The organism is Geobacillus sp. YHL (genome assembly GCF_022341265.1).
GTDB lineage: Bacteria > Bacillota > Bacilli > Bacillales > Anoxybacillaceae > Geobacillus > Geobacillus thermoleovorans.
Genome location: NZ_JAEIGB010000005.1, coordinates 45,008 through 70,062 on the forward strand (window position 1 = coordinate 45,008; position 25,055 = coordinate 70,062).

Annotated in this window: 21 protein-coding genes and 2 pseudogenes; all 23 read left to right on the forward strand. The window is 53.8% G+C overall.

All coding sequences use genetic code 11. The features are described from left to right. Positions 1–36 precede the first annotated feature (36 nt). The 23 genes and pseudogenes from JCR24_RS06990 (at position 37) to JCR24_RS07100 (ending at position 25,043) form a co-directional block, all read left to right on the forward strand. Positions 37–768: a GntR family transcriptional regulator gene (locus JCR24_RS06990; RefSeq protein ID WP_011230782.1), complete on the forward strand. Its 732-nt coding sequence runs from the start codon at positions 37–39 to the stop codon at positions 766–768. A gap of 84 nt (positions 769–852) precedes the next feature. Further along, positions 853–1,944 carry a BMP family lipoprotein gene (locus tag JCR24_RS06995; protein ID WP_014195487.1) on the forward strand — a complete coding sequence of 364 codons (1,092 nt, stop codon included), beginning with the start codon at positions 853–855 and terminating at the stop codon, positions 1,942–1,944. 524 nt (positions 1,945–2,468) lie between these two features. Continuing rightward, positions 2,469–3,995, forward strand: a complete 1,527-nt coding sequence (locus JCR24_RS07000; protein ID WP_011230784.1) for an ABC transporter ATP-binding protein — start codon at positions 2,469–2,471, stop codon at positions 3,993–3,995. Beyond that, positions 3,995–5,041 carry an ABC transporter permease gene (locus JCR24_RS07005; protein ID WP_013145711.1) on the forward strand — a complete coding sequence of 349 codons (1,047 nt, stop codon included), beginning with the start codon at positions 3,995–3,997 and terminating at the stop codon, positions 5,039–5,041. The genes JCR24_RS07000 and JCR24_RS07005 overlap by 1 nt, the downstream gene beginning before the upstream one ends. After that, on the forward strand, positions 5,042–6,001 hold the full coding sequence (locus JCR24_RS07010; RefSeq protein ID WP_011230786.1) for an ABC transporter permease: 960 nt from the start codon (positions 5,042–5,044) through the stop codon (positions 5,999–6,001). Positions 6,002–6,149: 148 nt separating this feature from the next. Continuing rightward, positions 6,150–7,445: an EF-P 5-aminopentanol modification-associated protein YfmF gene (yfmF, locus tag JCR24_RS07015; protein ID WP_238980371.1), complete on the forward strand. Its 1,296-nt coding sequence runs from the start codon at positions 6,150–6,152 to the stop codon at positions 7,443–7,445. Next, positions 7,426–8,715 carry an EF-P 5-aminopentanol modification-associated protein YfmH gene (gene yfmH, locus JCR24_RS07020; protein ID WP_238980372.1) on the forward strand — a complete coding sequence of 430 codons (1,290 nt, stop codon included), beginning with the start codon at positions 7,426–7,428 and terminating at the stop codon, positions 8,713–8,715. Before yfmF ends, yfmH begins: the two co-directional genes overlap by 20 nt. Before the next feature lie 54 nt (positions 8,716–8,769). Further along, a complete protein-coding gene (ymfI, locus tag JCR24_RS07025; RefSeq protein ID WP_074044095.1) occupies positions 8,770–9,486 on the forward strand; it encodes an elongation factor P 5-aminopentanone reductase in 717 nt (238 codons plus the stop codon). A 62-nt stretch (positions 9,487–9,548) separates the two neighbouring features. Further along, positions 9,549–9,797 (forward strand): DUF3243 domain-containing protein, encoded by a 249-nt coding sequence (locus JCR24_RS07030; RefSeq protein WP_011230790.1) that lies wholly within the window; start codon positions 9,549–9,551, stop codon positions 9,795–9,797. Between the two features lie 131 nt (positions 9,798–9,928). Further along, entirely contained in the window at positions 9,929–10,720 is a 792-nt protein-coding gene (locus tag JCR24_RS07035) for a DUF3388 domain-containing protein (RefSeq protein WP_011230791.1), read from the forward strand. 26 nt (positions 10,721–10,746) lie between these two features. Further along, positions 10,747–11,640, forward strand: a complete 894-nt coding sequence (locus JCR24_RS07040) for a helix-turn-helix domain-containing protein (RefSeq protein WP_370643315.1) — start codon at positions 10,747–10,749, stop codon at positions 11,638–11,640. An 80-nt stretch (positions 11,641–11,720) separates the two neighbouring features. Next, positions 11,721–12,299, forward strand: a complete 579-nt coding sequence (pgsA, locus tag JCR24_RS07045; RefSeq protein WP_011230793.1) for a CDP-diacylglycerol--glycerol-3-phosphate 3-phosphatidyltransferase — start codon at positions 11,721–11,723, stop codon at positions 12,297–12,299. Between the two features lie 27 nt (positions 12,300–12,326). Further along, positions 12,327–13,571, forward strand: coding sequence for a competence/damage-inducible protein A (locus JCR24_RS07050; protein WP_011230794.1), 1,245 nt, complete (start codon positions 12,327–12,329; stop codon positions 13,569–13,571). Positions 13,572–13,748: 177 nt separating this feature from the next. Beyond that, a pseudogene (locus JCR24_RS07055) lies at positions 13,749–14,036 on the forward strand (recombinase RecA); the annotation flags it as partial. 1,024 nt (positions 14,037–15,060) lie between these two features. Beyond that, positions 15,061–15,816: pseudogene (gene recA, locus JCR24_RS07060) on the forward strand (recombinase RecA); the annotation flags it as partial. A 375-nt stretch (positions 15,817–16,191) separates the two neighbouring features. Then, complete coding sequence (rny, locus tag JCR24_RS07065) at positions 16,192–17,748, forward strand: ribonuclease Y (RefSeq protein WP_011230797.1); 1,557 nt, start codon at positions 16,192–16,194, stop codon at positions 17,746–17,748. A gap of 101 nt (positions 17,749–17,849) precedes the next feature. Then, positions 17,850–18,644, forward strand: coding sequence for a TIGR00282 family metallophosphoesterase (locus tag JCR24_RS07070; RefSeq protein ID WP_011230798.1), 795 nt, complete (start codon positions 17,850–17,852; stop codon positions 18,642–18,644). 128 nt (positions 18,645–18,772) lie between these two features. Then, positions 18,773–19,033, forward strand: coding sequence for a stage V sporulation protein SpoVS (spoVS, locus tag JCR24_RS07075; protein WP_003251598.1), 261 nt, complete (start codon positions 18,773–18,775; stop codon positions 19,031–19,033). 92 nt (positions 19,034–19,125) lie between these two features. Continuing rightward, positions 19,126–20,049, forward strand: a complete 924-nt coding sequence (locus JCR24_RS07080; protein ID WP_015374450.1) for a dipeptidase — start codon at positions 19,126–19,128, stop codon at positions 20,047–20,049. 155 nt (positions 20,050–20,204) lie between these two features. Continuing rightward, positions 20,205–21,977: a 2-oxoacid:acceptor oxidoreductase subunit alpha gene (locus JCR24_RS07085; RefSeq protein ID WP_011230800.1), complete on the forward strand. Its 1,773-nt coding sequence runs from the start codon at positions 20,205–20,207 to the stop codon at positions 21,975–21,977. Beyond that, positions 21,944–22,810, forward strand: coding sequence for a 2-oxoacid:ferredoxin oxidoreductase subunit beta (locus tag JCR24_RS07090; RefSeq protein ID WP_011230801.1), 867 nt, complete (start codon positions 21,944–21,946; stop codon positions 22,808–22,810). Before JCR24_RS07085 ends, JCR24_RS07090 begins: the two co-directional genes overlap by 34 nt. A gap of 228 nt (positions 22,811–23,038) precedes the next feature. Next, positions 23,039–24,634, forward strand: a complete 1,596-nt coding sequence (gene miaB, locus JCR24_RS07095) for a tRNA (N6-isopentenyl adenosine(37)-C2)-methylthiotransferase MiaB (RefSeq protein ID WP_011230802.1) — start codon at positions 23,039–23,041, stop codon at positions 24,632–24,634. Next, positions 24,612–25,043: a YlbF/YmcA family competence regulator gene (locus tag JCR24_RS07100; RefSeq protein ID WP_011230803.1), complete on the forward strand. Its 432-nt coding sequence runs from the start codon at positions 24,612–24,614 to the stop codon at positions 25,041–25,043. The genes miaB and JCR24_RS07100 overlap by 23 nt, the downstream gene beginning before the upstream one ends. Positions 25,044–25,055: the final 12 nt, after the last annotated feature.

Consider the following 25,055-nt stretch of genomic DNA (forward strand, 5'->3'; position numbering starts at 1 on the left):
ATCTCAACGGAAATGCGTAACACGGAGGACGTTGTCATGTCAATCAAATCAGACAGCCGCCACCTTTACTTGCAAGTGATTGATCGCATCAAGCGCGATATTGAAACGGGAGTGTACAAAGAAAAGCAAAAACTGCCGTCCGAGTTTGAACTCGCCAAACAGCTTGGCGTCAGCCGGGCGACATTGAGGGAAGCGCTGCGGGTGCTGGAAGAAGAAAATATTATCATCCGCCGCCACGGCGTCGGAACGTTTGTCAACGCCCGTCCGCTGTTTACGTCCGGCATCGAGCAGCTCTCAAGCGTCACGGATATGATTCGTCAAGCGGGGCGCAAGCCAGGAACGATTTTTTTGTCTTCCTCCATCCAACAGCCGACGGAAGACGATATGCGCCGCTTCCAATGCCGGCCGGACGAGAATTTGTTGCTCATCGAGCGGGTGCGCACCGCCGATGGGGAGCCGGTCGTGTATTGCTTGGATAAAATTTTATGCAAATATTTGCCAAAGGGCATCTCCTATGAACAGGAGTCGCTGTTTGAAAACTTGCACAACCAAACGCATCGTGATATCGCCTATGCGGTCGCGCGCATCGTGCCGCTCGGCTATCATGAAAAAGTGTCGCCGATTTTGCAATGCGACCCGGAAACGGCGCTGCTTGTGCTCAAGCAAATGCATTTCGATAAAAACGATGAGCCGATTTTTTATTCCGTCAACTACTTCCGCTCCGACAAGTTCAGCTTCCATGTCATGCGGAAGCGGTTCAGCTTTTAAGGGGGGTGAAAATGGGTACATAGAAAGAGAGCGGAAGCTTTATACTAATTAAAGAACAAATTTTCAAGCCAGGGGGTAGTGAATGTGAAAAAGCGAATCGGATTGGTGTTGTCCGTCCTGTTTGCCGCCGGCACGCTGCTTAGCGCCTGCGGACAAGCCGGCAACAATGCGGGAGGCGGCAATCAGAAAGATACGTTCAGTGTCGCCATGGTCACCGACGTCGGCGGCATTGACGACAAATCGTTCAACCAGTCGGCTTGGGAAGGGCTGCAAAAGTTCGGCAAAGACAACGGGCTTGAAAAAGGCCGCGGCGGCTACGACTACTTGCAGTCATCGAGCGACGCTGACTATGCCACGAACTTAAACAAGCTTGTGCGCAGCGACTTTGACTTGATTTTCGGCATCGGGTATTTGATGGGCGACGCGGTGAAAGAAGTCGCTAAGCAAAACCCGAAAAAACATTTCGCCATCGTCGACACTGTTGTTGACGAGCCAAATGTCGCCAGCATCACGTTCAAGGAGCATGAAGGCTCGTTCCTTGTCGGTGTTGTCGCCGGGCTAATGACGAAAACGAATAAAATCGGCTTTGTCGGTGGGATGGAGATTCCGTTGATCGAAAAATTCGAAAGCGGATTCCGCGCCGGCGTGAAAGCGGTCAATCCGAAGGCGACTGTGGAAGTGCAATACGCCGGGGCGTTCGACCAAGCGGATAAAGGGAAAGCGATCGCCTCGAGCATGTACGCATCTGGCATCGACATCATCTACCATGCAGCGGGCGCGACTGGGAACGGCGTCTTCTCGGAAGCGAAAGATTTGAAGAAGAAAGATCCGAACCGCGAAATTTGGGTCATCGGTGTTGACAAAGACCAAGCGCCGGAGGGAGAAGTGAAAGTCGGCGGCAAAACGTACAACGTAACGCTCACTTCGATGGTGAAGCGCGTCGACGTCGCTGTCTATGACACGGCGAAACGGGCGAAAGAGGGCGACTTCCCGGGCGGCAAAACGATTGAGTACGGGTTGCCGGAAAATGGGGTTGGCATTGCCCCGACGCAAGACAACATTCCGGAGAACGTGTTAAAAACCGTTGACGAATGGAAGCAAAAAATCATCAAAGGCGAAGTGAAAGTTCCGACAAACCGGAAAGAGTACGAGCAATTCGCTGCGACGATCAAGTGACGAACAACGGCGAAGAAGGCTAGCGCGAGCCGCTAGCCTTCTTCAAAATCGTCAACTACCCCCACTTCGCTAACGCTTGAAGTGGGGGCTTGCAACTCCCCAGAAGTGCAAACGGACTTCGTCCTCCTTCCTTGACTTGGGGTTGCATCAGGGGGCAGGTTGACCGCTGCCCAACGACGCAGGTCATGCCTGCATCGTTGCCGATTCTCTCGGTGTGTCTGTTGGCAGTACTTGGCTTCCACACACAACAGACGGACCTACGCTCGATGTTTTACGTTGCAACGTTTCCTGCAACCAACTCCATACATCGAGTAGCAGCTATTGGAGTGCCTTTATTGAACGGTTTTCTCCACGCCTTTATTCTATCATATACAAAAGAAAGGGGGAACGCGCATTCCTCTCCCACTTACTCCCTTTGGTCGTTGAAGTGGGAGTCTCCTGCGCGAAATAGGATGAAGGGCGGCTGTTTCGCTGTCGCCTTTCATTTTGTGATTTTGACCTTGCTTGAGTAAGGAGTGAATCGCTTGGAATACGTGATTGAAATGCTCAATATCCGCAAGGTGTTTGGCACGTTTGTCGCCAATGACAACATTACGCTGCAAGTGAAAAAGGGGGAGATACACGCTCTGCTTGGCGAAAACGGGGCCGGCAAATCGACGCTCATGAACGTGCTGTTCGGTTTATACCAGCCGGACGGCGGCGAAATCCGCGTGAAAGGAAAGCCGGTGCGCATCACCGACCCGAACGTCGCCAATGATCTTGGCATCGGCATGGTGCATCAGCACTTTATGCTCGTCGATACGTTCACCGTGACGGAAAACATCATCTTAGGCAGCGAGCCGACGCGGGCCGGAACGATCGATATGAAGCGGGCGGAGCGGGAAGTGCGCGAATTGTCGGAACGATATGGACTCGCGGTCGATCCGACAGCGAAGATCGCCGACATTTCCGTCGGCATGCAGCAGCGCGTGGAAATTTTAAAGACGCTTTACCGCGGCGCCGATATTTTGATTTTTGACGAACCGACAGCGGTGTTGACGCCGCAGGAAATTCGCGAGCTCATGCAAATTATGCGCACGCTCGTCCGCGAAGGAAAATCCATCATTTTAATTACGCACAAACTCAAAGAAATTATGGAAGTGTGCGACCGCGTCACCGTCATCCGCCGCGGCAAAGGAATTGCGACGCTCAATGTGGCGGAGACGAATCCGAACGAACTGGCGGCGCTCATGGTCGGCCGCGAGGTGCAGTTTACGACCGCTAAGAAACCGGCTGAGCCGGGAAAACCGGTGTTGGAAATTAAAGACTTAGTCGTCAAGGACGCGCGCGGGATCAAAGCGGTCAACGGTTTGAACTTGACGGTGCACGCCGGCGAGATCGTCGGCATTGCTGGAGTCGACGGCAACGGCCAGACCGAGCTCATTGAAGCCATAACCGGCTTGATCAAAGCTGAATCAGGGACAATCCGCCTCAACGGCCGAGACATTACGAATTTGCCGCCGCGCAAAATCATCGAAGCCGGCGTCGGCCATATTCCGCAAGATCGGCATAAGCACGGGCTTGTCCTTGACTTTCCGATCGGCGAAAACATGGTGCTGCAAACGTACTATCAGCCGCCGTACTCGAAACGGGGTCTGTTGAATTTTCAAGCCATTTACGAAAAAGCGCGCCAGCTCATCCGCGAATTTGACGTGCGCACGCCGGATGAATATACGAAGGCGCGGGCGCTATCGGGCGGAAACCAGCAAAAAGCGATCATCGGCCGTGAAGTCGACCGCGACCCGGACTTGTTGATCGCCGCCCAGCCGACGAGGGGGCTTGATGTTGGAGCGATCGAATTTATTCATAAGCGGCTCATTGAACAGCGAGACCGCGGGAAAGCGGTGCTGCTCGTCTCGTTTGAGCTTGACGAAGTGATGAACGTCAGCGACCGGATCGCTGTCATTTATGAAGGAAACATCGTCGCCATCGTTGATCCGAAAGAAACAACCGAACAGGAGCTCGGGCTGTTGATGGCTGGAAGCAAACGGAAGGAAGCAGGTGTGTCGTGATGAAGTCGAATCGTCTCCAGCAATTTTTGATACCATTGTTGGCCGTTCTTCTTGGCATGATCGCCGGTTCGATCGTGATGCTTGCAAGCGGCTACAACCCGATCGCCGGCTTTGGCGCTCTCGTGTACGGGGCGTTTGGCGATACGTACTATATCGGCGAAACGATCCGCCAGACGACGCCATACATTTTAACGGGCTTGGCGGTGGCGTTTGCCTTTCGCACCGGCTTGTTTAACATCGGGGTTGAAGGGCAGCTGATCGTCGGCTGGCTCGCTGCCGTCTGGGTCGGGGTGTCCTTTGATTTGCCCAAAATCATCCATTTGCCGCTCGCCTTGTTGGCCGCCGCGTTGGCCGGGGCGCTATGGGGCTTGATTCCGGGTGTGCTGAAGGCGTATTTAAAAGTGCACGAAGTCATTATTACGATCATGATGAACTATATTGCTTTGCATGTAACGAACGCCATCATCCGTTCCGTTTTGTCTGATGAGGGATTTAAATCAAAGCCGGTGAAAGAAAGCGCATCGCTTCACTCCGACTTTTTTGATGCCATTACGCATCATTCCACCATGCATTACGGCATTTTCATCGCTGTCGCCGCCGCATTTGTCATGTGGTTTTTGCTTGAGCGGACGACGAAAGGGTTTGAGCTGCGGGCGGTCGGTTTCAATCAGCATGCGTCACAGTACGCGGGCATGAATGTGCGCGCCAACATCATTTTAGCGATGGTCATCTCCGGCGCTTTTGCCGGCGTCGCCGGGGCGATGGAGGGGCTTGGCACATTTGGAAACATCTCGACGAAAGCCGGCTTTACCGGCCTTGGATTTGATGGCATCGCGGTTGCCTTGATCGGAGGAAACAACGCGTTTGGCATTTTGCTCTCCGCCTTGTTGTTTGGCGCCTTAAAAGTCGGGGCGTTGGAAATGCCGTCAAGCGCCGGCGTGCCGACCGAACTCGTCGATATTATTATCGCGCTCATCATTTTCTTTGTTGCATCCAGCTACATGATCCGCTGGCTGTTATCTCGTTGGCAAAAGGGGGCGGAGTAAGTGAGCGTGTATGACGTCTTGCAAACGATTGTCCCGACAACGATTTTCTTTGCGGCTCCTCTCATTTTCACCGCCCTTGGCGGCGTGTTTAGCGAACGGTCCGGCGTCGTCAACATCGGGCTTGAAGGATTGATGACCATCGGCGCGTTTGTCGGCATCGTCTTTAATTTGACGTTTGCCGATCGGTTTGGCGAATGGACGCCGTGGCTTGCCTTATTGGCTGCCATGGTGGTCGGCGCTGTATTTTCCCTGCTGCACGCTGTCGCGTCGGTCACATTTCGCGCCGACCAAGTCGTAAGCGGGGTGGCGATCAACTTTTTGGCGCTTGGTCTGTCGCTGTTTTTAGTGAAGAAAATGTACGGCAAGGGGCAGACGGACCAAATTCAAGTTGGGTTTGACAAAATTGACGTGCCAGTGTTAAGCGACATTCCCGTCATCGGGCCGCTGTTGTTTTCCAACGCGTACGCGCCGTCGTATATCGCCATTGCGCTGGCGTTTGTATCATGGTATGTCATTTACAAAACGCCGTTTGGCCTGCGGCTGCGTGCGGTCGGCGAACATCCGATGGCGGCGGATACGATGGGGATTCATGTCGCCAAAATGCGCTACATCGCTGTCATGATCAGCGGCGCGCTCGGCGGCTTGGGCGGTGCGGTATACGCGACGATCATTTCCCGCGATTTCAGCCATGCGACGATTTCCGGGCACGGATTTATGGCGCTTGCGGCGATGATTTTCGGCAAGTGGCATCCGATCGGCGCGATGGGGGCGGCGCTCTTTTTCGGGTTGGCGCAAAGCTTAAGCATCGTCGGGCAAACGATTCCGTTCTTGAAAAACGTCCCGACCGTTTACTTGCTCATCGCCCCGTATGCACTCACGATTTTGGCGCTGGCGGGCTTCATCGGCCGCGCTGAGGCGCCGAAAGCGGCTGGCACGCCATACATCAAAGGAAAACGGTGATGAAAGCGGCTGTCCGAAAAACGGACGGCCGTTTTTGCTGAATGGAATGATTTGCATTTTTCCATTGGCAAAAGGTATATTGTTGATAAGACGCTTTACAATAAAGATAGTGCATGTTTGCAAAGAGAAAAAGTAAGGAGGAGTTGGATTGGTCGACGAAAAAGTCACAGCGGTCGGACCGGTTCGCGTCCATACGATTTCGACCGATAAGTACAAAACGAACACGATCGTTTGGAAAATGAAGGCCCCTCTTGCTAAAGAAACGGTCACGCTGCGCGCGCTTTTGCCGTACGTCTTGCAAAGCGGCACGGCCGACTATCCGAGCGTTAAGGCGCTGCGCACCTATTTGGATGAACTGTATGGGGCGACGCTGAACGTCGATTTAACGAAAAAAGGCGAACATCATATCATGACGATTCGCATCGATGTCGCCAATGAACGATTTTTGCCGGAGCAAACGCCGCTTCTGGCGAAAGCGTTTCAGTTCTTGGCCGATCTTCTGTTCCGCCCGGCGCTTGAGGGCGGCCGGTTTGTCACTGACATTGTCGAGCAGGAAAAGCGGGCGCTCCGACAACGCATCCAGGCGGTGTATGATGACAAAATGCGCTATGCGAACATGCGCCTTGTCGAAGAAATGTGCCAAGGCGAACCATACGCCCTCTCGCCAAACGGCGAGCTTGAAGACGTGGACGGCATCACGGCGGAAGGGCTGTACCGCTATTATGAACGAGCGCTGGCTGAAGATGAGCTGGATCTATATGTCATTGGCGACGTAGCTGAAGAGGCGGTGCTCACAGCGGTGAAGCAGCGCTTCTCTTTGCCGGATCGTCCAAAGCGGGAGTGCGCATCGTCGGTTTCTGTCAAGCCGCAAAGGGAAGTCCGCGAAGTCATCGAGAGGCAAGACGTGAAGCAAGGGAAGCTCAACATCGGCTATCGGACAAATGTGACGTATGAAGATGACGATTATTACGCCTTGCAAATGTTTAACGGCATTTTTGGCGGTTTTTCCCATTCGAAGCTGTTCATCAACGTCCGCGAGAAGGCAAGCCTTGCCTATTATGCCGCCTCAAGGCTTGAGAGCCATAAAGGGCTTTTGATGGTCATGTCCGGCATTGAACCGGCCCACTATGAGAAGGCGCGCCGCATCATCGATGAGCAAATGCAGGCGATGAAAAACGGCGATTTCACAGATGAAGAAATGGCGCAGACGAAAGCGGTCATCCGCAACCAGCTGCTTGAGACGCTCGATACGCCGCGCGGGCTTGTGGAGGTGTTGTACCATAACGTCGTCTCAACGCGAAAGCGCCCGATCGATGAATGGATTGCCGGCACCGATCAAGTGACGCGCGAGGATGTGGTGCGCGCCGCTGACAAGGTGGAGCTTGATACGGTGTACTTTTTGACCGGAATGGAGGCGACGGAAGATGGAAAAACGGGTGTATGAGACGTTGCACGAAGAGCTGTTTTATGAAAAAATGGACAACGGCCTTGACGTATACATTTTGCCGAAAAAAGGATTCAACAAAACGTATGCGACATTCACCACGAACTACGGTTCGGTCGACAACCAGTTCGTCCCGCTCGGTAAAACGGAGATGAAGCGCGTTCCGGACGGCATCGCCCATTTTTTGGAGCATAAGCTGTTTGAAAAAGAAGACGGCGACGTGTTTCAGCAGTTCAGCAAACAAGGCGCCTCGGCGAACGCCTTTACGACGTTCACCCGCACCGCCTATTTGTTCTCAAGCACCGACAACGTCGAGAAAAACTTGGAAACGTTGATCGATTTTGTGCAAAGCCCGTACTTTTCCGACAAGACAGTGGAAAAAGAAAAAGGGATCATCGGCCAGGAAATCCGGATGTACGACGACAACCCAGACTGGCGCGTCTATTTCGGCGCCATCGAAAGCATGTATCACAACCATCCGGTCAAAATCGACATCGCCGGCACAGTTGAATCGATCGCCCAAATTACGAAAGAGTTGCTGTATGAGTGCTACGAAACGTTTTACCACCCGAGCAACATGCTTTTATTTGTCGTCGGCCCGGTCGATGAACAAAAAATCATGCAGCAAATCCGCGACAACCAGGCGAAAAAGTCGTTCCCGCAAGCCCCGGAAGTGAAGCGGTTTGCGTATGAAGAACCGAGCGCAGTAGCGGAAAAGAAAAAAGTGATTCCGATGCATGTGCAGACGAACAAATGCTTTGTCGGCATCAAAGCGCCGTCCGTTTCTGAAGCCGGCGAACAAAAGCTTCGGCATGAGCTTGCCTTCCACGTCGCATTGGACTATTTGTTTGGAAAAAGCTCGCCGCATTATGAACGGCTGTACCGCGAAGGATTGATCGATGATACATTTATGTACGATTATACAGAAGAGCGCGGGTTCGGCTTCGCGTTGATCGGCGGCGATACAAGGGACGCTGAACGGCTCGCTTCGGAAATTCAAACGGTGCTGCTGTCGTTTGCCGCGGAGACTATAAAAAAGGAAGAATTTGAACGGGTGAAAAAGAAAAAAATCGGCGCCTTTTTGCGCGCGCTCAACTCGCCGGAATACATCGCCAACCAGTTTACGCGCTACGCGTTTTACGGATCCAACTTGTTTGACATTTTGCCGGCGCTTTCATCCCTTGCCATGGACGATATCGCGGCGGTTGCCTCTTCTTGCTTCCGCGATTCGCAAATCGCGGTTTGCGAAGTCGTTCCAAAAGGGCAATAAGGCATCCTTCCTGAGAAGGATGCTTTTTTGCGGCAAAAAGGAGAGGATGGTTTCATGCGCTACGCCTTGATCACGGGAGCCTCTGGAGGCATCGGACAAAGCATCGCCCGTGTGCTCGCTCGGGAGGGGTACGGACTTTTTCTTCATTACTATCGGCGACGGGCGCCTGTTGAAGCGCTGAAAGAAGAGCTTAACGATGTGCATATTGTGCCGATTGAGGCCGATTTGTCGGCACCGGATGGGGTCGATCGGCTGCTTGCGCAAATCAACCGTCCGGTGGATGTCATCATTTATAACAGCGGAGCGAGCTATTATGGGTTGTTGACCGACATGAACGATGAATTAATCGAGCGGATGGTGCGGCTTCACATGACAAGCCCGGCGTTGCTCATCAAAAGGCTGATCCCATCAATGGTGGCGAGAAAGCGCGGTCATATTGTGTTCATTTCCTCGATTTGGGGATTGTGCGGCGCTTCATGCGAGGCGGTGTACTCGATGACAAAGGGAGGGCAGAACGCGTTTGCCAAGGCGCTGGCCAAGGAGCTTGCCCCAAGCGGCATTCGCGTCAACGCTGTTGCACCGGGGGCGATTGATACCGATATGCTGCGGGTGTTTCGTCCTGAGGAGCTGGAAGCGCTCACTGACGAAATTCCAGCCGGCCGGCTCGGCACCCCGGATGAGGTGGCGGAAACGGTGGCGTTTTTGCTGTCTGATGCCGCTTCGTATATCACCGGCCAAGTCATTTCCGTCAACGGCGGCTGGTATTGTTGAACGTATATTTTCCGGTTCGGCAGGCAAACTATCCTTGAAACATTCAACAAGGAGGGATTGACATGTCGGTACTGGATAACTTTGAACAATGGAAAGACTTTTTGGCGGAACGTTTAGAACAAGCGCAACAGCAAGGATTGACTCAGCAAGTGATCACAGATGTCGCTTACCAAATCGGGGATTATTTGGCGAAACACGTCGACCCGAAAAACCCGGAAGAACGGGTGCTCGCTGATCTTTGGAGCGTTGCGGATGAAAAAGAGCAGCACGCCCTTGCCAACATGATGGTCAAGCTGGTCCAACAAAAATAATCACCCGGTAAAAGAGAGGGGCCTCCCTCTCTTTTTTCTTCCTCCTTTTCGGTTGCTTTTCCATTTATAATTATAGTAGTATGAACTTAGCATAAGGCGTTCGTGCGGACACCGGCAAGGGAGGAGACGGGATGGGCAAGCAGGAATGGTATTTGGAATATGAAATTCATGTCAACCGCCCGGGGTTGCTCGGCGACGTTGCTTCGCTGCTCGGTATGTTGTCCATTAACATCGTGACGATCAACGGTGTCCGGGATTCGCGCCGCGGCATGTTGCTTTTGTGTGACAATAACGAGCAAATTGAACGGTTGGCGACGATCTTGCGGACGATGGACAACATTACGGTGACGAAGCTGCGCCAGCCGAAGCTGCTCGACCGCCTCGCCGTCCGCCACGGCCGTTATATCCAGCGCGATGCCGATGACAAAAAAACGTTCCGCTTCGTCCGTGATGAACTTGGACTGCTTGTCGATTTTATGGCGGAACTTTTTAAAGAAAAAGGGCATAAGCTCATCGGCATCCGCGGGATGCCGCGCGTCGGCAAGACAGAGTCGATCGTCGCCGCCAGCGTGTGCGCCAACAAACGATGGCTGTTTGTTTCATCGACGCTGATTAAACAGACGGTTCGCACGCAGTTGATGGAAGATGAGTATAGCGAGGACAACATTTTCATTATCGACGGCATCGTCTCAACGCGCCGCGGGAACGAGCAGCACTGGCAGCTCATCCGTGAGCTCATGCGCCTTGAGGCGACGAAAGTCGTCGAGCATCCGGACATGTTTGTTCGCCATACGGAATACACGCTCGATGATTTTGATTATATTATTGAGCTGCGCCATGAACCGGACGAAGATATTTCCTACGAAGCGATTGACCGCCCGTCATTGTTGGGCGATGACGGATTTTCCGAATTTGGGTTTTAATTTAAAAAAGTGGAAGGTGTTGGCCGTTGACGGAACTAGGAAAACGTTTGCGGGAAGCACGGGAAGAAAAAAATATGAGTTTGGACGAGTTGCAGGAGATGACGAAAATTCAAAAGCGGTATTTGATCGGCATCGAAGAAGGCAACTATGCCATCATGCCTGGAAATTTTTATGTGCGTGCCTTCATCCGGCAATATGCTGAAGCGGTCGGACTTGATCCGGATGAGCTGTTTGAACAGTATAAACAGGACATTCCCCAGTCTTATCAAGATGACATTCCGCAGACGCTGTCGCGCGTGAAGACGCGCCAGCAAATGTCTGCCGAGGGGGCGAAATGGCTCGATTGGCTGCCGAAAGTGATTGTCGCGGCGGTCGTCATCGGGGCGGCTGTCCTCGTTTGGGTGCTGCTCCAGCACGGCGCCGCAAATGAGCCGCCGACAAAGACAAGCCCAAAAACAGCGGAGGTCGAAAAGCCGAAACATTCGCCGCTTGAGCAGGCGAAACAAAAGCAGTCGGCGAAGGAAACGGACGAGAAGGCAACGAATGAAAACGGACAGCAAAATGAACAGCCAGCGCCGACTGGCGAAGAAGAACAGCCGGCTGCGGCGATGAATGTGACGGAAAAGCGCGGCAACACGGCGACGATTGAAGTCGCCAGCTCCGGCGCGTTTTCCATCGAGCTTTCATCCAAAGGAACGTCATGGGTCGAAGTATACAATACGAAAGGCCATACGTTTTACCGCGGCAACTTGACAAGCGGGCAGACGAAAACGTTCGATCTGTCGGCCGAAAGCGAAGTATGGGTGAAAATCGGGCGTACGCTGGACGTCGACATGAAGGTAAACGGCCAGCCGTTTGCCTATCCGTTTGCCCCGAAAGAGGAAGTATACCAAAAGCTGCATTTCGTGTTGAAGAAATGATGGAACAGGGCGCTTTTCCGCAGGAAGGCGCCTGCTTTTCGCACGGACTGAACGATGTTGAATGAGCGGAGGTATTTGTGGTGAACTTGCCGAATAAAATTACGGTAGCGCGCATTATGCTCATCCCGTTTTTCTTGATCGTGATGCTCGTTCCGTTCGGGTGGGGAAGCATCCAAATCGGCGGGACAGAGCTTCCGGTTGCCCATCTTGCCGGCGCGCTCATTTTCATCATCGCCTCAGCGACGGACTGGATCGATGGCTACTATGCCCGCAAATACGGGTTGGTGACGAATTTAGGAAAATTTTTAGATCCGCTTGCCGATAAATTGCTTGTGTCGGCGGCGCTTATCGTGCTTGTCGAGCTCGGGGCCGTTCCGGCGTGGATGGTGATTGTCATCATCAGCCGCGAGTTTGCCGTCACCGGCTTGCGGCTCGTGCTTGCCGGCGAGGGGGAAGTCGTCGCTGCCAACATGCTTGGCAAAATCAAGACATGGACGCAAATTGTCGCCATTTCCGCTTTATTGTTACATAACTTCCCATTCTCGCTCATTTCGTTTCCGTTCGCTGAATTGGCGCTGTGGGTGGCGGTCATTTTCACGATTTGGTCTGGCTGGGATTATTTTGCGAAAAACAGACATGCGTTTTCCCATTCGAAATAGCCGGCCACAAAGGGGGAGAAAAGTCTGTTGAACGCGGAGATCATTGCCGTTGGCTCTGAGCTGTTGCTTGGGCAAATCGCCAATACGAACGCCCAGTTTTTGTCGCAGCAGCTGGCGATGCTTGGCATTAACGTCTATTTCCATACCGTCGTCGGCGACAACGCCGGCCGCCTTGAGCAGGCGGTGAAAACGGCGCAAACGAGAGCGAACCTCATCATTTTCACCGGCGGCCTCGGCCCGACGAAAGACGATTTGACGAAGGAGACGATCGCCCGTTTGCTTGGCCGCCGGCTCGTGATCGACGAGGAAGCGCTCCGAGCGATTGAGGTGTATTTTGCCCGCACAAACCGGCCGATGACAGAAAACAATAAAAAGCAGGCGCTCGTCTTGGAAGGATCGACGGTGCTGAAAAACGAGCACGGCATGGCGCCAGGGATGGCGCTTGTGGCAGACGGCATTACGTACATGCTGCTGCCCGGGCCGCCGAAAGAAATGCGGCCGATGTTCAAAAAATACGGAAACGCCTTTTTGCGCCGTACGTTTTCGCTTTCCGAGCGCATCGAGTCGCGCGTGCTCCGCTTTTTTGGCATCGGTGAATCAGCGCTCGAGACGGCGATTGCGGATTTGATCGACGCCCAGTCGAATCCGACGATCGCGCCGCTGGCCGGCGACGGTGAAGTGACGCTTCGTCTGACAGCGAAGCATCAGGATGAGGCGGAGGCGAAGCGGCTTCTTGACGAAGTGGAATCGGCCATTTTGGCGCGTGTCGGCCGCCACTGCTACGGATATAACGATGAAACGTTGTTTACAAAGACGCTCGAGCGGTTAAAAGAAAGAGGATGGACGATCGCGTCGGCCGAAAGTTTGACCGGCGGCCTTTTCCTCGAACAGCTCACCGCCCTCCCCGGCGCGTCGCAAGTCGTGCAGGGCGGTGTCGTCTGCTACACAAACGGCGTCAAAGAACAGGTGCTTGGCATACCGCGCCCGCTGCTTGAGGCAGAAGGGGCGGTGAGCGAGCCGTGCGCCCGTTTGCTTGCTGAAAACGTCCGCGCGATGTGCGATGCGGATATCGGCATCAGCTTCACCGGCGTCGCCGGACCCGATCCGCTTGAGGGCCACCCGCCCGGCACCGTGTATATCGGCATCGCCGTCCGCGGGCGCGATGCGACTGTCCACCGTCTGATGCTGTCCGGCACGCGTGATGCCATTCGCATCCGCACCGCCAAATACGGCTGTTTTTTTCTGCTTGAGATGCTCGCGGCCGACTGCTGATCGGCCGCCCCCTTCCTTGAACATTCTCCACCGCACATCGTTTTTTCCACCGCATGAGTATGGCGATTGTTGCTAGTTTCTCCACCGAAAAAACGAATGGACGTTCGTTTTTTGCTTGGCAATGGCCGCAAAACGCGGTATAGTATAAGTAGTCCTAGAATAAGGAGGAGTAGGTTAGTGAACCAAGATCGTCAAGCTGCATTGGAGCAGGCATTAAAACAAATTGAACGACAGTTTGGCAAGGGGGCCATCATGAAGCTCGGCGAGCAAGTCGACCGCAAAGTGTCGGTCGTGCCGAGCGGTTCGCTGGCGCTCGACATCGCGTTAGGAGTCGGCGGCTATCCGCGCGGGCGGATTGTGGAAATTTACGGCCCGGAATCGTCCGGGAAAACGACCGTTGCCCTTCACGCGATCGCTGAAGTGCAAAAGCGGGGCGGGCAAGCAGCTTTCATCGACGCAGAGCACGGTGCGACCTGTTGCTGACTGAAGTATGGCGGAAACGCCGTGCGAAAAGTCAGCGGGACTGAGCATGAGTAGGTCCTAACTGCATCACCGAGAGCTCGGTGAAAATCCGAGACGGGAATGAAGGTTGGCATTCCCGCCCTAATACCCCGACGTGCGGTCATGGTGCGCAACATGGCTGTACGAAGCTCGGAGAGGACGGCGAAAAGCAGACCTGAGAAGCGGTTAGCGAAGTAGCCGGGGGTCCATAAAGCTCCTATGGCTAGAGAACGCATAGCGTTGGAACGAACCACCGGAAGTACGGCTCGTAAGGCGTGGGGCGCCGAAAAAAGAAGGCGCTCACCTCCTAAGTGAGGTTCAGCCCTGGATGAGGTATTCGTGTTTGCCGAGTCTGGATTGATCCCGTAGAGGATCTTTGCCTTGAGCCCTCCAACCATGGGCAGAAAGGCGGCTGACGGGTCAGAGGTGGAGCCTAAGGGAGCATGCAAGGATAGGTGATGCGGTACAGGTGAACCACCCCAGCGGATGCCAAGGGATGCGCATCCCGATGCCGCTAAGCAGGAGGAAATGACTGCTGAAGGGGTGGGGCAGCAGCCCGTAGTAGTGATGAAGCAGGGTAACTCCTGCGGAGCGAAGGGGCATAGTCGAGTACCCTAGGTTACTAACCCAGACAATGATTAGGAAGCCGTGAGGAAATCCGTAAGGGTTTCGGTGAGCAAAACTGACTAAAAACGTGTATGGTACAAATCCGCTAGAAAGGATTTGATACTATCAACCAAACGTTTCAAGAACTAATCATTCCTAGGTCGGAGCAGGAATTCCGCGACCTACAAGACAAGATGTACGCCATTACACAATAAGTAAACTCGAGGAATACAGAAAGTGCGTACACTAGTAAAGTCTAGAGCGGATTAGTAACCGGGGTACTCGATGGAACGCCGTGTGCGGGGAAACTCGCACGCACGGTGTGAAGCGGGGGAAAATAGCCCCTCCGGGTAATGCCGAGGGTGACTATTACCTATCGCTATCGCTCGACCCCATCTATGCACAAAAATTAGGGGTCAATATCGATGAATTGCTGCTTTCCCAGCCTGACACGGGCGAGCAGGCGCTCGAAATCGCGGAAGCGCTCGTGCGAAGCGGCGCGGTCGATATTATCGTCATCGACTCGGTGGCGGCGCTTGTGCCGAAAGCGGAAATTGAAGGGGAGATGGGCGACGCCCATGTCGGCTTGCAAGCGCGGCTTATGTCCCAGGCGCTTCGCAAGCTGTCTGGCGCCATTAACAAATCGAAAACGATCGCCATCTTCATCAACCAAATTCGCGAAAAAGTCGGCGTCATGTTTGGCAATCCGGAAACGACGCCGGGCGGGCGGGCGCTCAAGTTTTACGCTTCCGTCCGCCTAGAGGTGCGCCGCGCCGAGCAAATTAAGCAAGGCAATGATATGGTCGGCAACAAGACGAAAATTAAAGTCGTCAAAAACAAAGTTGCGCCGCCATTTAAAACGGCTGACGTCGACATTATGTACGGCGAAGGCATTTCCCGCGAAGGGGAAATTCTCGACATGGCGTCCGAATTGGACATCGTGCAAAAAAGCGGTTCGTGGTATTCGTACAAAGACGAGCGGCTTGGCCAAGGGCGGGAAAACGCGAAGCAATTTTTGAAGGAAAACCCGCACATCGCCGATGAGATCGCCCGCGCCATCCGCCAGCATTACGGCATCGACGTTGAAGAGGGAACGAGCGAACCGCAGCAAGACGGGTTCGGATTGCTTGAAGAATAACGGGACAAGGCGTCCTGGCAAGCTGCCGGGGCGCCTTTTTCCATCCGTTCGGCCTGCCAAGGAGAGCGATAAGCCTAAAAAAGGACGGCGTGCGGAACGGTCTTGTTCCGTTGTCATCCTCTAGGCGCGTCGGTGTAATATCTTGACAATTCCTATTGCCGCCTTTACAATGAACATGTATATTTGTCCATACGCGCGGCAGGGCCATACGCCCGCCCGCTGCGGCGGACCGCCTTCGTGCGGAAGGCTGCGCGGGTCGATTGTGATGCCAAGCGACTGAGCTAATGGATTGAAAACGGGAATGTCCATCTGCGCCGGTCATGGCGGTGAGAAGAGAGAGCGAAAGGAAACCGAACAGCAAGAGGAGGTGAAACGATGGGTTCGATCATCATCTCCGCTTTGCTTGCCTTAGTCATTGGTGCCGTTGTTGGCTTTTTTGTTCGCAAATCGATTGCCGAAGCGAAAATCGGCGGGGCGAAAGCCGCTGCCGAACAGCTGATTGAGGAGGCGAAACGCGAGGCGGACGCCTTGAAAAAAGAGGCGCTTCTCGAAGCGAAAGACGAGATTCATAAACTGCGTACGGAGGCGGAGCGTGATATCCGCGACCGGAGAAGCGAGCTCCAAAAACAAGAAAACCGCCTGATGCAAAAGGAGGAAAATCTCGACCGCAAAGATGAAGCGCTCAACAAACGTGAGGCGTTGCTTGAGGCAAAGGAAGAAGCGTTGAACGAAAGACAACAGCATATTGAACAAATGGAAAGCAAAGTGGAAGCGCTCGTCAAACAACAACAAGCCGAACTTGAACGCATTTCCGGCCTGACGCGCGACGATGCCCGCCAGCTCATTTTAGAGCGCGTTGAGAAAGAGCTGTCGCATGAGATTGCGATGATGATCAAAGAGGCGGAAACGCGGGCGAAAGAGGAGGCAGACAAACGGGCAAAGGCGATTTTGTCGCTTGCCATCCAACGTTGCGCCGCCGACCATGTCGCCGAAACGACTGTTTCCGTCGTCAATTTGCCAAACGACGAAATGAAAGGGCGGATCATCGGGCGCGAAGGGCGGAACATCCGCACGCTCGAGACGTTGACCGGCATCGATTTGATCATCGACGATACGCCGGAAGCGGTCATTTTGTCCGGATTTGACCCGATTCGCCGCGAGACGGCGCGCATCGCGCTCGATAAGCTTGTGCAAGATGGCCGCATCCATCCAGCGCGCATTGAGGAAATGGTCGAAAAGGCGCGCCGCGAAGTGGATGAGCATATCCGCGAAGTCGGCGAACAGACGACGTTTGAAGTCGGTGTTCACGGCTTGCATCCGGATTTGATCAAAATTTTAGGGCGGCTCAAGTTCCGAACGAGCTACGGACAAAACGTCTTAAAACACTCGGTGGAAGTGGCGTTTTTAGCCGGACTGATGGCGGCCGAGCTTGGGGAGGACGAAATGCTGGCGCGCCGGGCCGGCTTGCTTCATGACATTGGCAAAGCGATCGACCACGAAGTGGAAGGAAGCCATGTGGAAATCGGCGTTGAGCTGGCGACGAAGTATAAAGAACATCCGGTCGTCATCAACAGCATCGCTTCCCACCATGGCGATACGGAACCGACGTCGGTCATCGCTGTGCTCGTCGCGGCGGCCGATGCGCTGTCGGCGGCGCGGCCGGGAGCGCGCAGCGAAACGCTGGAAAACTATATCCGTCGTCTAGAGAAGCTTGAAGAAATCGCCGAATCGTACGAAGGCGTGGAAAAATCGTACGCCATTCAAGCTGGACGTGAAGTGCGCATTATGGTCAAACCAGATATGATCGACGATTTGGAAGCGCACCGGCTGGCGCGTGACATCCGCAAACGAATCGAAGAAGAGCTCGATTACCCGGGCCATATTAAAGTGACGGTCATCCGCGAAACGCGGGCGGTCGAATACGCGAAATAAAGTGGCTATTGCCACTTTCTTTTTTTGTGCGTAAAATAGGAGGGTATAACGATGCGGAGATGGGCGCAAGGCGATATTTTTCGTTTAGAAAGGGATCAGGGATGAGAATTTTATTTATCGGCGACGTCGTGGGTTTGCCGGGGCAAAAAATGGTGGAGCACTATTTGCCAAGGCTGAAGGAAAAACATCGGCCGGACGTTGTTGTGATCAACGGCGAAAACGCCGCCGGCGGGAAAGGAATCACCGAACCGATTTACCGGGCGCTTCTCGCTTGGGGGGCTCATGTGATCACGTTGGGCAATCACGCATGGGACAAACGCGATATTTTTGAGTTTATCGATCAGGCGAAGGCGCTGATCCGCCCGGCGAATTACCCGCCCGGCACGCCGGGAAAAGGCATCGTCTTTGTGCCGACCGAGCATGGCGAAGCGGCGGTCATCAATTTGCAAGGGCGGGCGTTTTTGCCGGCGATTGACTGCCCATTTCAAAAGGCGGACGAGCTGATCGCCGCCGCCTCCGCGCGCACGCCGGTCATCATCGTCGATTTCCATGCCGAGGCGACGAGTGAAAAACAGGCGATGGGCTGGTACTTAGACGGCCGCGTATCCGCGGTCATCGGCACGCATACACACGTCCAGACGGCCGATAACCGCATTTTGCCAAGAGGGACGGCGTACATTACCGACGTTGGCATGACCGGTCCATACGACGGCATTTTAGGCGTCGATCGAGAGGCGGTGCTGCGCAAATTTTTAACCGGGCTGCCAGTTCGTTTCGACGTCAAGGAAGGACGAAGCCAATTGAATGCCGTCTTTGTTGATGTAGACGAAAAAAGCGGACGGGCGTTTCGCATTGAACGGTTGATCATTAACGATGACCACCCTTATTTTGAATAGTCCATCTTTTAAAAATTTTTTAAAATGTCCTCCTCCCATGCAGGAATAGTTGTCGAAACAGTGAATATAGTTACAATGAAGACCTTTTACCGAAATCATTTTCCAAGGAAACGAGGGAGGAGCTAGGAATGGAAATATTAAAAGTTTCAGCAAAATCGAATCCGAACTCTGTAGCTGGTGCACTTGCCGGGGTGCTGCGCGAGCGCGGCGCGGCGGAAATTCAAGCGATCGGCGCAGGTGCATTGAACCAAGCCGTTAAAGCAGTAGCGATCGCACGAGGGTTTGTGGCACCGAGCGGCATGGACTTGATTTGCATTCCGGCGTTTACGGATATTATCATCGACGGAGAAGAGCGGACAGCGATCAAATTGATTGTCGAACCTCGTTAACTGGATGATCAGACAATGGCGGCTATAACCTGTTGGCGCCTTCGGCTGCGAAGGCAGGCAGGTTATTTTTGCTTTTTCAAGGGGGGAACGGAATGATCTTCGATGCACATTGCGATGTGTTGATGAAGTTATGGCAAGATCGGTCTCTGTCGTTTTACGACGGAGCTTCGCTTCACGTCACTCTTTCCGGGATGGCGGAAGCAGGGGTGAAAGTGCAATGCTTTGCCATCTACATACCGGAAACGGTGCCGGAGGAAGCCCGGTTCACTGTTGCGCTGGAGATGGTGGATATCTTCTTTACCCATGTGATCGAGGCGTTTCCGTCTGTGAAGTTCGTGCGGACGAGACGGGATATCGCCGCCCTTAAAAAAGAGGAAGTCGGCGCCATGTTGACGCTGGAAGGGTGCGACGCCATCGGCGCCAACCTTGTCAAGCTAAAGACGCTCCTCCGCCTCGGCGTCGCTTCCGTAGGGTTGACATGGAACTTCCCGAACGCTGTTGCTGACGGAGCGTGGGAGAAGCGCGGCGCCGGGCTGACGGCGTTTGGCCGGCAAGTCGTTGCGCTTCTTAATGAAGCAAAACGATGGGTCGATGTGTCCCACTTATCGGAGAAAGCGTTTTGGGATGTCATCGAGATGGCTCGGTTCCCCATCGCTTCCCATTCCAACGTGCATCGTCTATGCCCGCATCCACGCAACTTAACCGACGAGCAGATTAAAGCGTTGATCGAAAAAGACGGCATGATCGGCATTAATTTCGTTCCGTATTTTTTGACGGCGAAGAAAAACGAGGCGATGATCGCTGATGTGCTTCGCCATCTCGACCATATATGCGCGCTCGGGGGGGAAAACAACGTCGGGTTTGGTTCCGACTTCGATGGCATCACGGAGACGGTCGCCGGCCTTGGAACGGTAAGGGAATATGCGCGGCTTGTCAACGAGTTGTACAAGCATTACTCCACCGAGCAAGTATCCCGCTTTTTATTCGGCAACTTCTACGCCCATTTGCCGGAGTGACGAATATCACTGAGTATCGGCTCTGCGTATCCTAGAATAGAAGACAGGGCATCGGTGGCGCCGGCTGAAAAAGGCGTCCAAAATGGTAGTTTCCTTGTCAGAAAAGTGGTACAATAGTAGCGAAAGGCTGGAGTGAATATAAAGGGGTGTAATGCATGATCGAACAGCTGTCATGGAAGGTAGGCGGCCAGCAAGGGGAAGGAATTGAAAGTACAGGGGAAATTTTCTCCACAGCGCTGAACCGCCTCGGATATTACTTATATGGATACCGCCATTTTTCTTCACGCATCAAAGGGGGTCATACGAACAACAAAATTCGCGTCAGCACAAAACCGGTGCGGGCGGTCGCTGATGATTTGGACATCTTGGTGGCGTTCGACCAAGAGACGATCGACTTCAACTTCCACGAGCTGCGTGACGGCGGCATCGTCATTGCGGACGCCAAATTCAATCCGGTGATTCCGGAAGGAAAAGGAGTGGCGCTTTACGCCGTTCCGTTCACCGATATCGCCACACAGCTTGGCAATCCGCTGATGAAAAACATGGTTGCCATCGGCGCGACAAGTGCGGTGCTCGATTTGGACGCCGCCGTGTTCGAAAGTGTTGTCGTTGATACATTTGGGCGCAAAGGGGCGCAAGTCGTTGAGAAAAACATGGAAGCGATTCGCGCTGGAGCGCAATATATGAAAGAGCAGCTCGATGGTTCGACGAAAACGATGAAACTAGCCAAAGCCGACGGCAAACGGCGAATGTTCATGATTGGCAACGATGCCATCGCCTTGGGCGCCATTGCCGGCGGGGCGCGCTTTATGGCCGCCTATCCGATCACCCCAGCTTCGGAGATTATGGAGTATTTGATTAAAAAGCTGCCGGATTTTGGGGGCGCGGTCATCCAGACAGAAGATGAAATCGCAGCCTGTACGATGGCGATCGGCGCCAACTATGCGGGCGTGCGGGCGTTCACCGCTTCCGCCGGACCCGGGTTGTCGCTTATGGCCGAAGCGATCGGACTAGCTGGGATGACGGAAACACCGCTTGTTGTGGTTGACACGCAACGAGGCGGTCCAAGCACCGGCTTGCCGACAAAGCAAGAGCAGTCGGATTTGCTCGCGATGATCTATGGCACGCACGGGGAAATTCCCAAAATTGTCATGGCGCCAAGCACGGTCGAAGAAGCGTTTTACGATATGGCGGAAGCGTTCAACTTAGCTGAGGAATACCAATGCCCGGTCATTTTCCTGTCGGATTTGCAGCTGTCGCTCGGCAAGCAGACGGTTGAGCCGCTTGATTACGATCGGATCGAGATCCGCCGCGGCAAGCTGATGAATGGTGAGCTGCCGCCGCTTCCGGACAAAGACAACTTCAAACGGTATGAAATCACGCCGGACGGTGTTTCGCCGCGGGTGCTGCCGGGAACAAAATACGGCATCCACCATGTCACCGGGGTCGAACACGCCGAAACAGGCCGCCCGTCAGAGACGGCGGCAAACCGCCGGGCGCAAATGGAAAAACGGATGCGCAAACTCGAGCACATCCACTTCCCGACGCCGGTGCACAAACAACTCCGCCACGAAGAACCGGATTTGCTCCTTGTTGGCTTTTTATCGACGCGCGGAGCCATTGAAGAAGCGATGGAGCGGCTCGAGCAAGATGGCGTCAAAGTCAACCATGCGCACATCCGTCTGCTTCATCCGTTCCCGGTTGACGACGTGCGGCCGCTTGTCGAGAAAGCGAAACGAGTCGTCGTCGTCGAGCAAAACGCCACCGGGCAGCTGGCGAACTTGTTGAAAATGAACGTCGGGCACGCTGATAAAATCGCCAGCGTCTTAAAATTCGACGGCAATCCGTTCTTGCCGGGCGACGTCTATACTAAATGCAAGGAGTTGTTAGCGCAATGGCCACCTTTAAAGATTTCCGCAATGATGTGAAACCGAACTGGTGTCCGGGGTGCGGCGACTTTTCCGTGCAGGCCGCCATCCAGCGCGCGGCCGCCAATCTCGGGTTGGAGCCGCACGAACTCGCGGTCATTTCCGGGATCGGCTGCTCGGGCCGCATTTCCGGCTACATTCACTCTTACGGCTTTCACGGCACGCACGGCCGCGTTTTGCCGCTGGCGCAAGGAGTGAAAATGGCGAACCGCGATTTGACGGTCATCGCCGCCGGCGGGGATGGCGACGGATTCGCGATCGGCATGGGGCACACGGTTCATGCCATTCGCCGCAACATCGACATCACATACATCGTCATGGACAACCAAATTTACGGGTTGACGAAAGGACAAACATCGCCGCGCAGTGCTGCCGGCTTCCAAACAAAAAGCACGCCGCACGGGTCGATCGAGCCGGCTTTGTCGCCGCTCGAGATCGCGTTAAGCGCCGGAGCGACGTTTGTCGCGCAAGGTTTCTCAAGCGATTTAAAAGAATTGACGAGCTTGATTGAGGAAGGCGTCAAGCATAAAGGCTTTGCGCTCATCAACGTCTTCAGCCCGTGCGTGACGTACAACAAAGTGAATACGTACGAGTGGTTCAAAGAGCGGCTCATCAAGGTGAGCGACATCGAAGGATACGACCCGTCCGACCGGGAGATGGCGATGCAGACGGTCATGAAATACGATGGGCTCGTCACCGGGATCATTTATCAAAACAAAGAACAAAAGTCGTACCAAGAGCTTGTGCCAGGCTACAGCGAGGCGCCGCTTGCCGAGGCGGAGCTGAAAATGAGCAAAGAAAAGTTCGCCGAACTCGTAGCAGAGTTTATGTAAAAATGGAAACAATTTGCACCCGATGGAGGCTTGCCTCATTGGGTGTTTTTTGTTATCATGACATGTTCCGGTCCTCCGGAACAAACCCCATTGTGTTTCCTTGCCGCTCGCGATATACTATGGTAGTGTGTGGTTGGAAGAAATTTGCCGAGGCGAGGCCGGCTGCACAGGAAACGGCGGCCGCTCGTCTCGGATGATCGAATGATTTTGTGAAGAAAGGAGATTGCTATGAACGAAAAACAACGTTTGGAGCAAACGGGACAAATCAAAACCGAAAGCCATCCAGCGGACAGAAAATCCGCCTTGGACCGGCTGAAAGAAAAAACGACGAAAGACTATGAGAAATATTTCACGAGCGTGTTTCTCCCGCCGAATTTAAAAGAGGCGAAGAAACGCGGCAAAGAGGAAGTCAAGTACGTCAAAGACTTTTCGATTCCTGAAGAGTTTCGCGGCATGGGGCGCGGACGGAAGTTTTACATCCGCACGTATGGCTGTCAAATGAACGAGCACGATACGGAAGTGATGGCCGGCATTTTCATGGCGCTCGGCTATGAGCCGACCGACCGTCCGGAAGAGGCAAACGTCATTTTGCTCAACACGTGCGCGATCCGTGAAAACGCGGAAAACAAAGTGTTTGGCGAGCTCGGCTACTTAAAGCCGCTCAAAACGACGAACCCGGACTTATTGCTCGGCGTGTGCGGCTGTATGTCGCAAGAAGAATCGGTTGTCAAGAAAATTTTAAAGCAATACCAATACGTCGACCTTATTTTCGGCACGCACAACATCCATCGCCTGCCGTACATTTTGCATGAGGCGTACATGTCGAAAGAAATGGTCGTCGAAGTATGGTCGAAAGAGGGCGACGTTGTTGAAAACTTGCCGAAAGTGCGCAAAGGGAAGATTAAAGCATGGGTCAACATTATGTACGGCTGTGACAAGTTTTGCACGTACTGCATCGTTCCGTACACGCGCGGCAAAGAGCGAAGCCGCCGTCCGGAAGACATCATCCAAGAAGTGCGCCAGCTCGCCGCCCAAGGCTATAAAGAAATCACGCTCCTTGGGCAAAACGTCAACGCTTACGGAAAAGATTTCACCGACATCCAGTACGGCCTTGGCGATTTAATGGATGAGCTGCGCAAAATTGACATTGCGCGCATCCGCTTCACAACGAGCCATCCGCGCGACTTTGACGACCGGCTCATCGAAGTGCTCGCCAAACGCGGCAACTTGGTTGAGCATATCCATTTGCCGGTGCAATCGGGCAGCACGGAAATTTTAAAAATGATGGGCCGCAAATATACGCGCGAGGAGTACTTGGAGCTCGTTCGCAAAATCAAAGCCGCCATTCCGGATGTCGCGTTGACGACGGATATTATCGTCGGCTTCCCGAACGAGACGGACGAGCAGTTTGAAGAAACGCTGTCGCTTTACCGTGAAGTCGAATTTGACTCGGCCTACACGTTCATCTATTCACCGCGCGAAGGCACGCCGGCGGCGAACATGAAGGACAACGTGCCGATGGAAGTGAAAAAAGAGCGGCTCAAGCGTCTCAACGACCTTGTTCAGGAAATCGCGGCCAAGAAAATGAAGCAATACGAAGGGCAAGTCGTCGAAGTGCTTGTGGAAGGCGAAAGCAAAACGAATCCGGACGTATTGGCGGGTTATACGCGCAAAAACAAGCTCGTCCACTTCGTCGGCCCCAAATCGCTCATTGGCCAATTGGTCAACGTGCGCATTACGCAGGCAAAGACGTGGACGCTGACGGGCGAGCTAGTCAATGAAGCGATCGAGGTGAACGAACATGGCAAAATATACGCGGGATGATATCTTGGCCCAGGCGAAGCAGCTGGCGAAAATGATCGCCGAAACGGAAGAAGTCGACTTTTTCAAACGAGCGGAAGAAAAAATCCACCAAAACGAAAAAGTGCGCACGTTGATCAACGAGCTGAAATCGTTGCAAAAGCAAGCGGTCAACCTTCAGCATTACGGAAAACATGAAGCGCTGAAACAGGTTGAGGCCAAAATTGACGCCATTTACGAAGAGTTGTCGCAAATTCCGATCGTCAGCGAATTCCAGCAGTCCCAATCCGATGTGAACGACCTGCTTCAGCTCGTCGCCTCGACGATTTCGAATACGGTGACTGATGAAATTCTCGCTTCGACGGGCGGCGACGTGCTGCGCGGCGAAACCGGCGCCGCGCTTCGCTACAACAAACACGGCGGCTGCCATTAATGGCATGCGGCT

Coding starts and splice junctions, on each gene's coding strand:
- JCR24_RS06990 (WP_011230782.1), top strand. CDS start 37: ATGTCAATCAAATCAGACAGCCGCCACCTTTACTTGCAAGTGATTGAT.
- JCR24_RS07005 (WP_013145711.1), top strand. CDS start 3,995: ATGAAGTCGAATCGTCTCCAGCAATTTTTGATACCATTGTTGGCCGTT.
- yfmH (WP_238980372.1), top strand. CDS start 7,426: ATGGAAAAACGGGTGTATGAGACGTTGCACGAAGAGCTGTTTTATGAA.
- ymfI (WP_074044095.1), top strand. CDS start 8,770: ATGCGCTACGCCTTGATCACGGGAGCCTCTGGAGGCATCGGACAAAGC.
- JCR24_RS07030 (WP_011230790.1), top strand. CDS start 9,549: ATGTCGGTACTGGATAACTTTGAACAATGGAAAGACTTTTTGGCGGAA.
- JCR24_RS07035 (WP_011230791.1), top strand. CDS start 9,929: ATGGGCAAGCAGGAATGGTATTTGGAATATGAAATTCATGTCAACCGC.
- rny (WP_011230797.1), top strand. CDS start 16,192: ATGGGTTCGATCATCATCTCCGCTTTGCTTGCCTTAGTCATTGGTGCC.
- JCR24_RS07070 (WP_011230798.1), top strand. CDS start 17,850: ATGAGAATTTTATTTATCGGCGACGTCGTGGGTTTGCCGGGGCAAAAA.
- spoVS (WP_003251598.1), top strand. CDS start 18,773: ATGGAAATATTAAAAGTTTCAGCAAAATCGAATCCGAACTCTGTAGCT.
- JCR24_RS07080 (WP_015374450.1), top strand. CDS start 19,126: ATGATCTTCGATGCACATTGCGATGTGTTGATGAAGTTATGGCAAGAT.
- JCR24_RS07085 (WP_011230800.1), top strand. CDS start 20,205: ATGATCGAACAGCTGTCATGGAAGGTAGGCGGCCAGCAAGGGGAAGGA.
- JCR24_RS07090 (WP_011230801.1), top strand. CDS start 21,944: ATGGCCACCTTTAAAGATTTCCGCAATGATGTGAAACCGAACTGGTGT.
- miaB (WP_011230802.1), top strand. CDS start 23,039: ATGAACGAAAAACAACGTTTGGAGCAAACGGGACAAATCAAAACCGAA.
- JCR24_RS07100 (WP_011230803.1), top strand. CDS start 24,612: ATGGCAAAATATACGCGGGATGATATCTTGGCCCAGGCGAAGCAGCTG.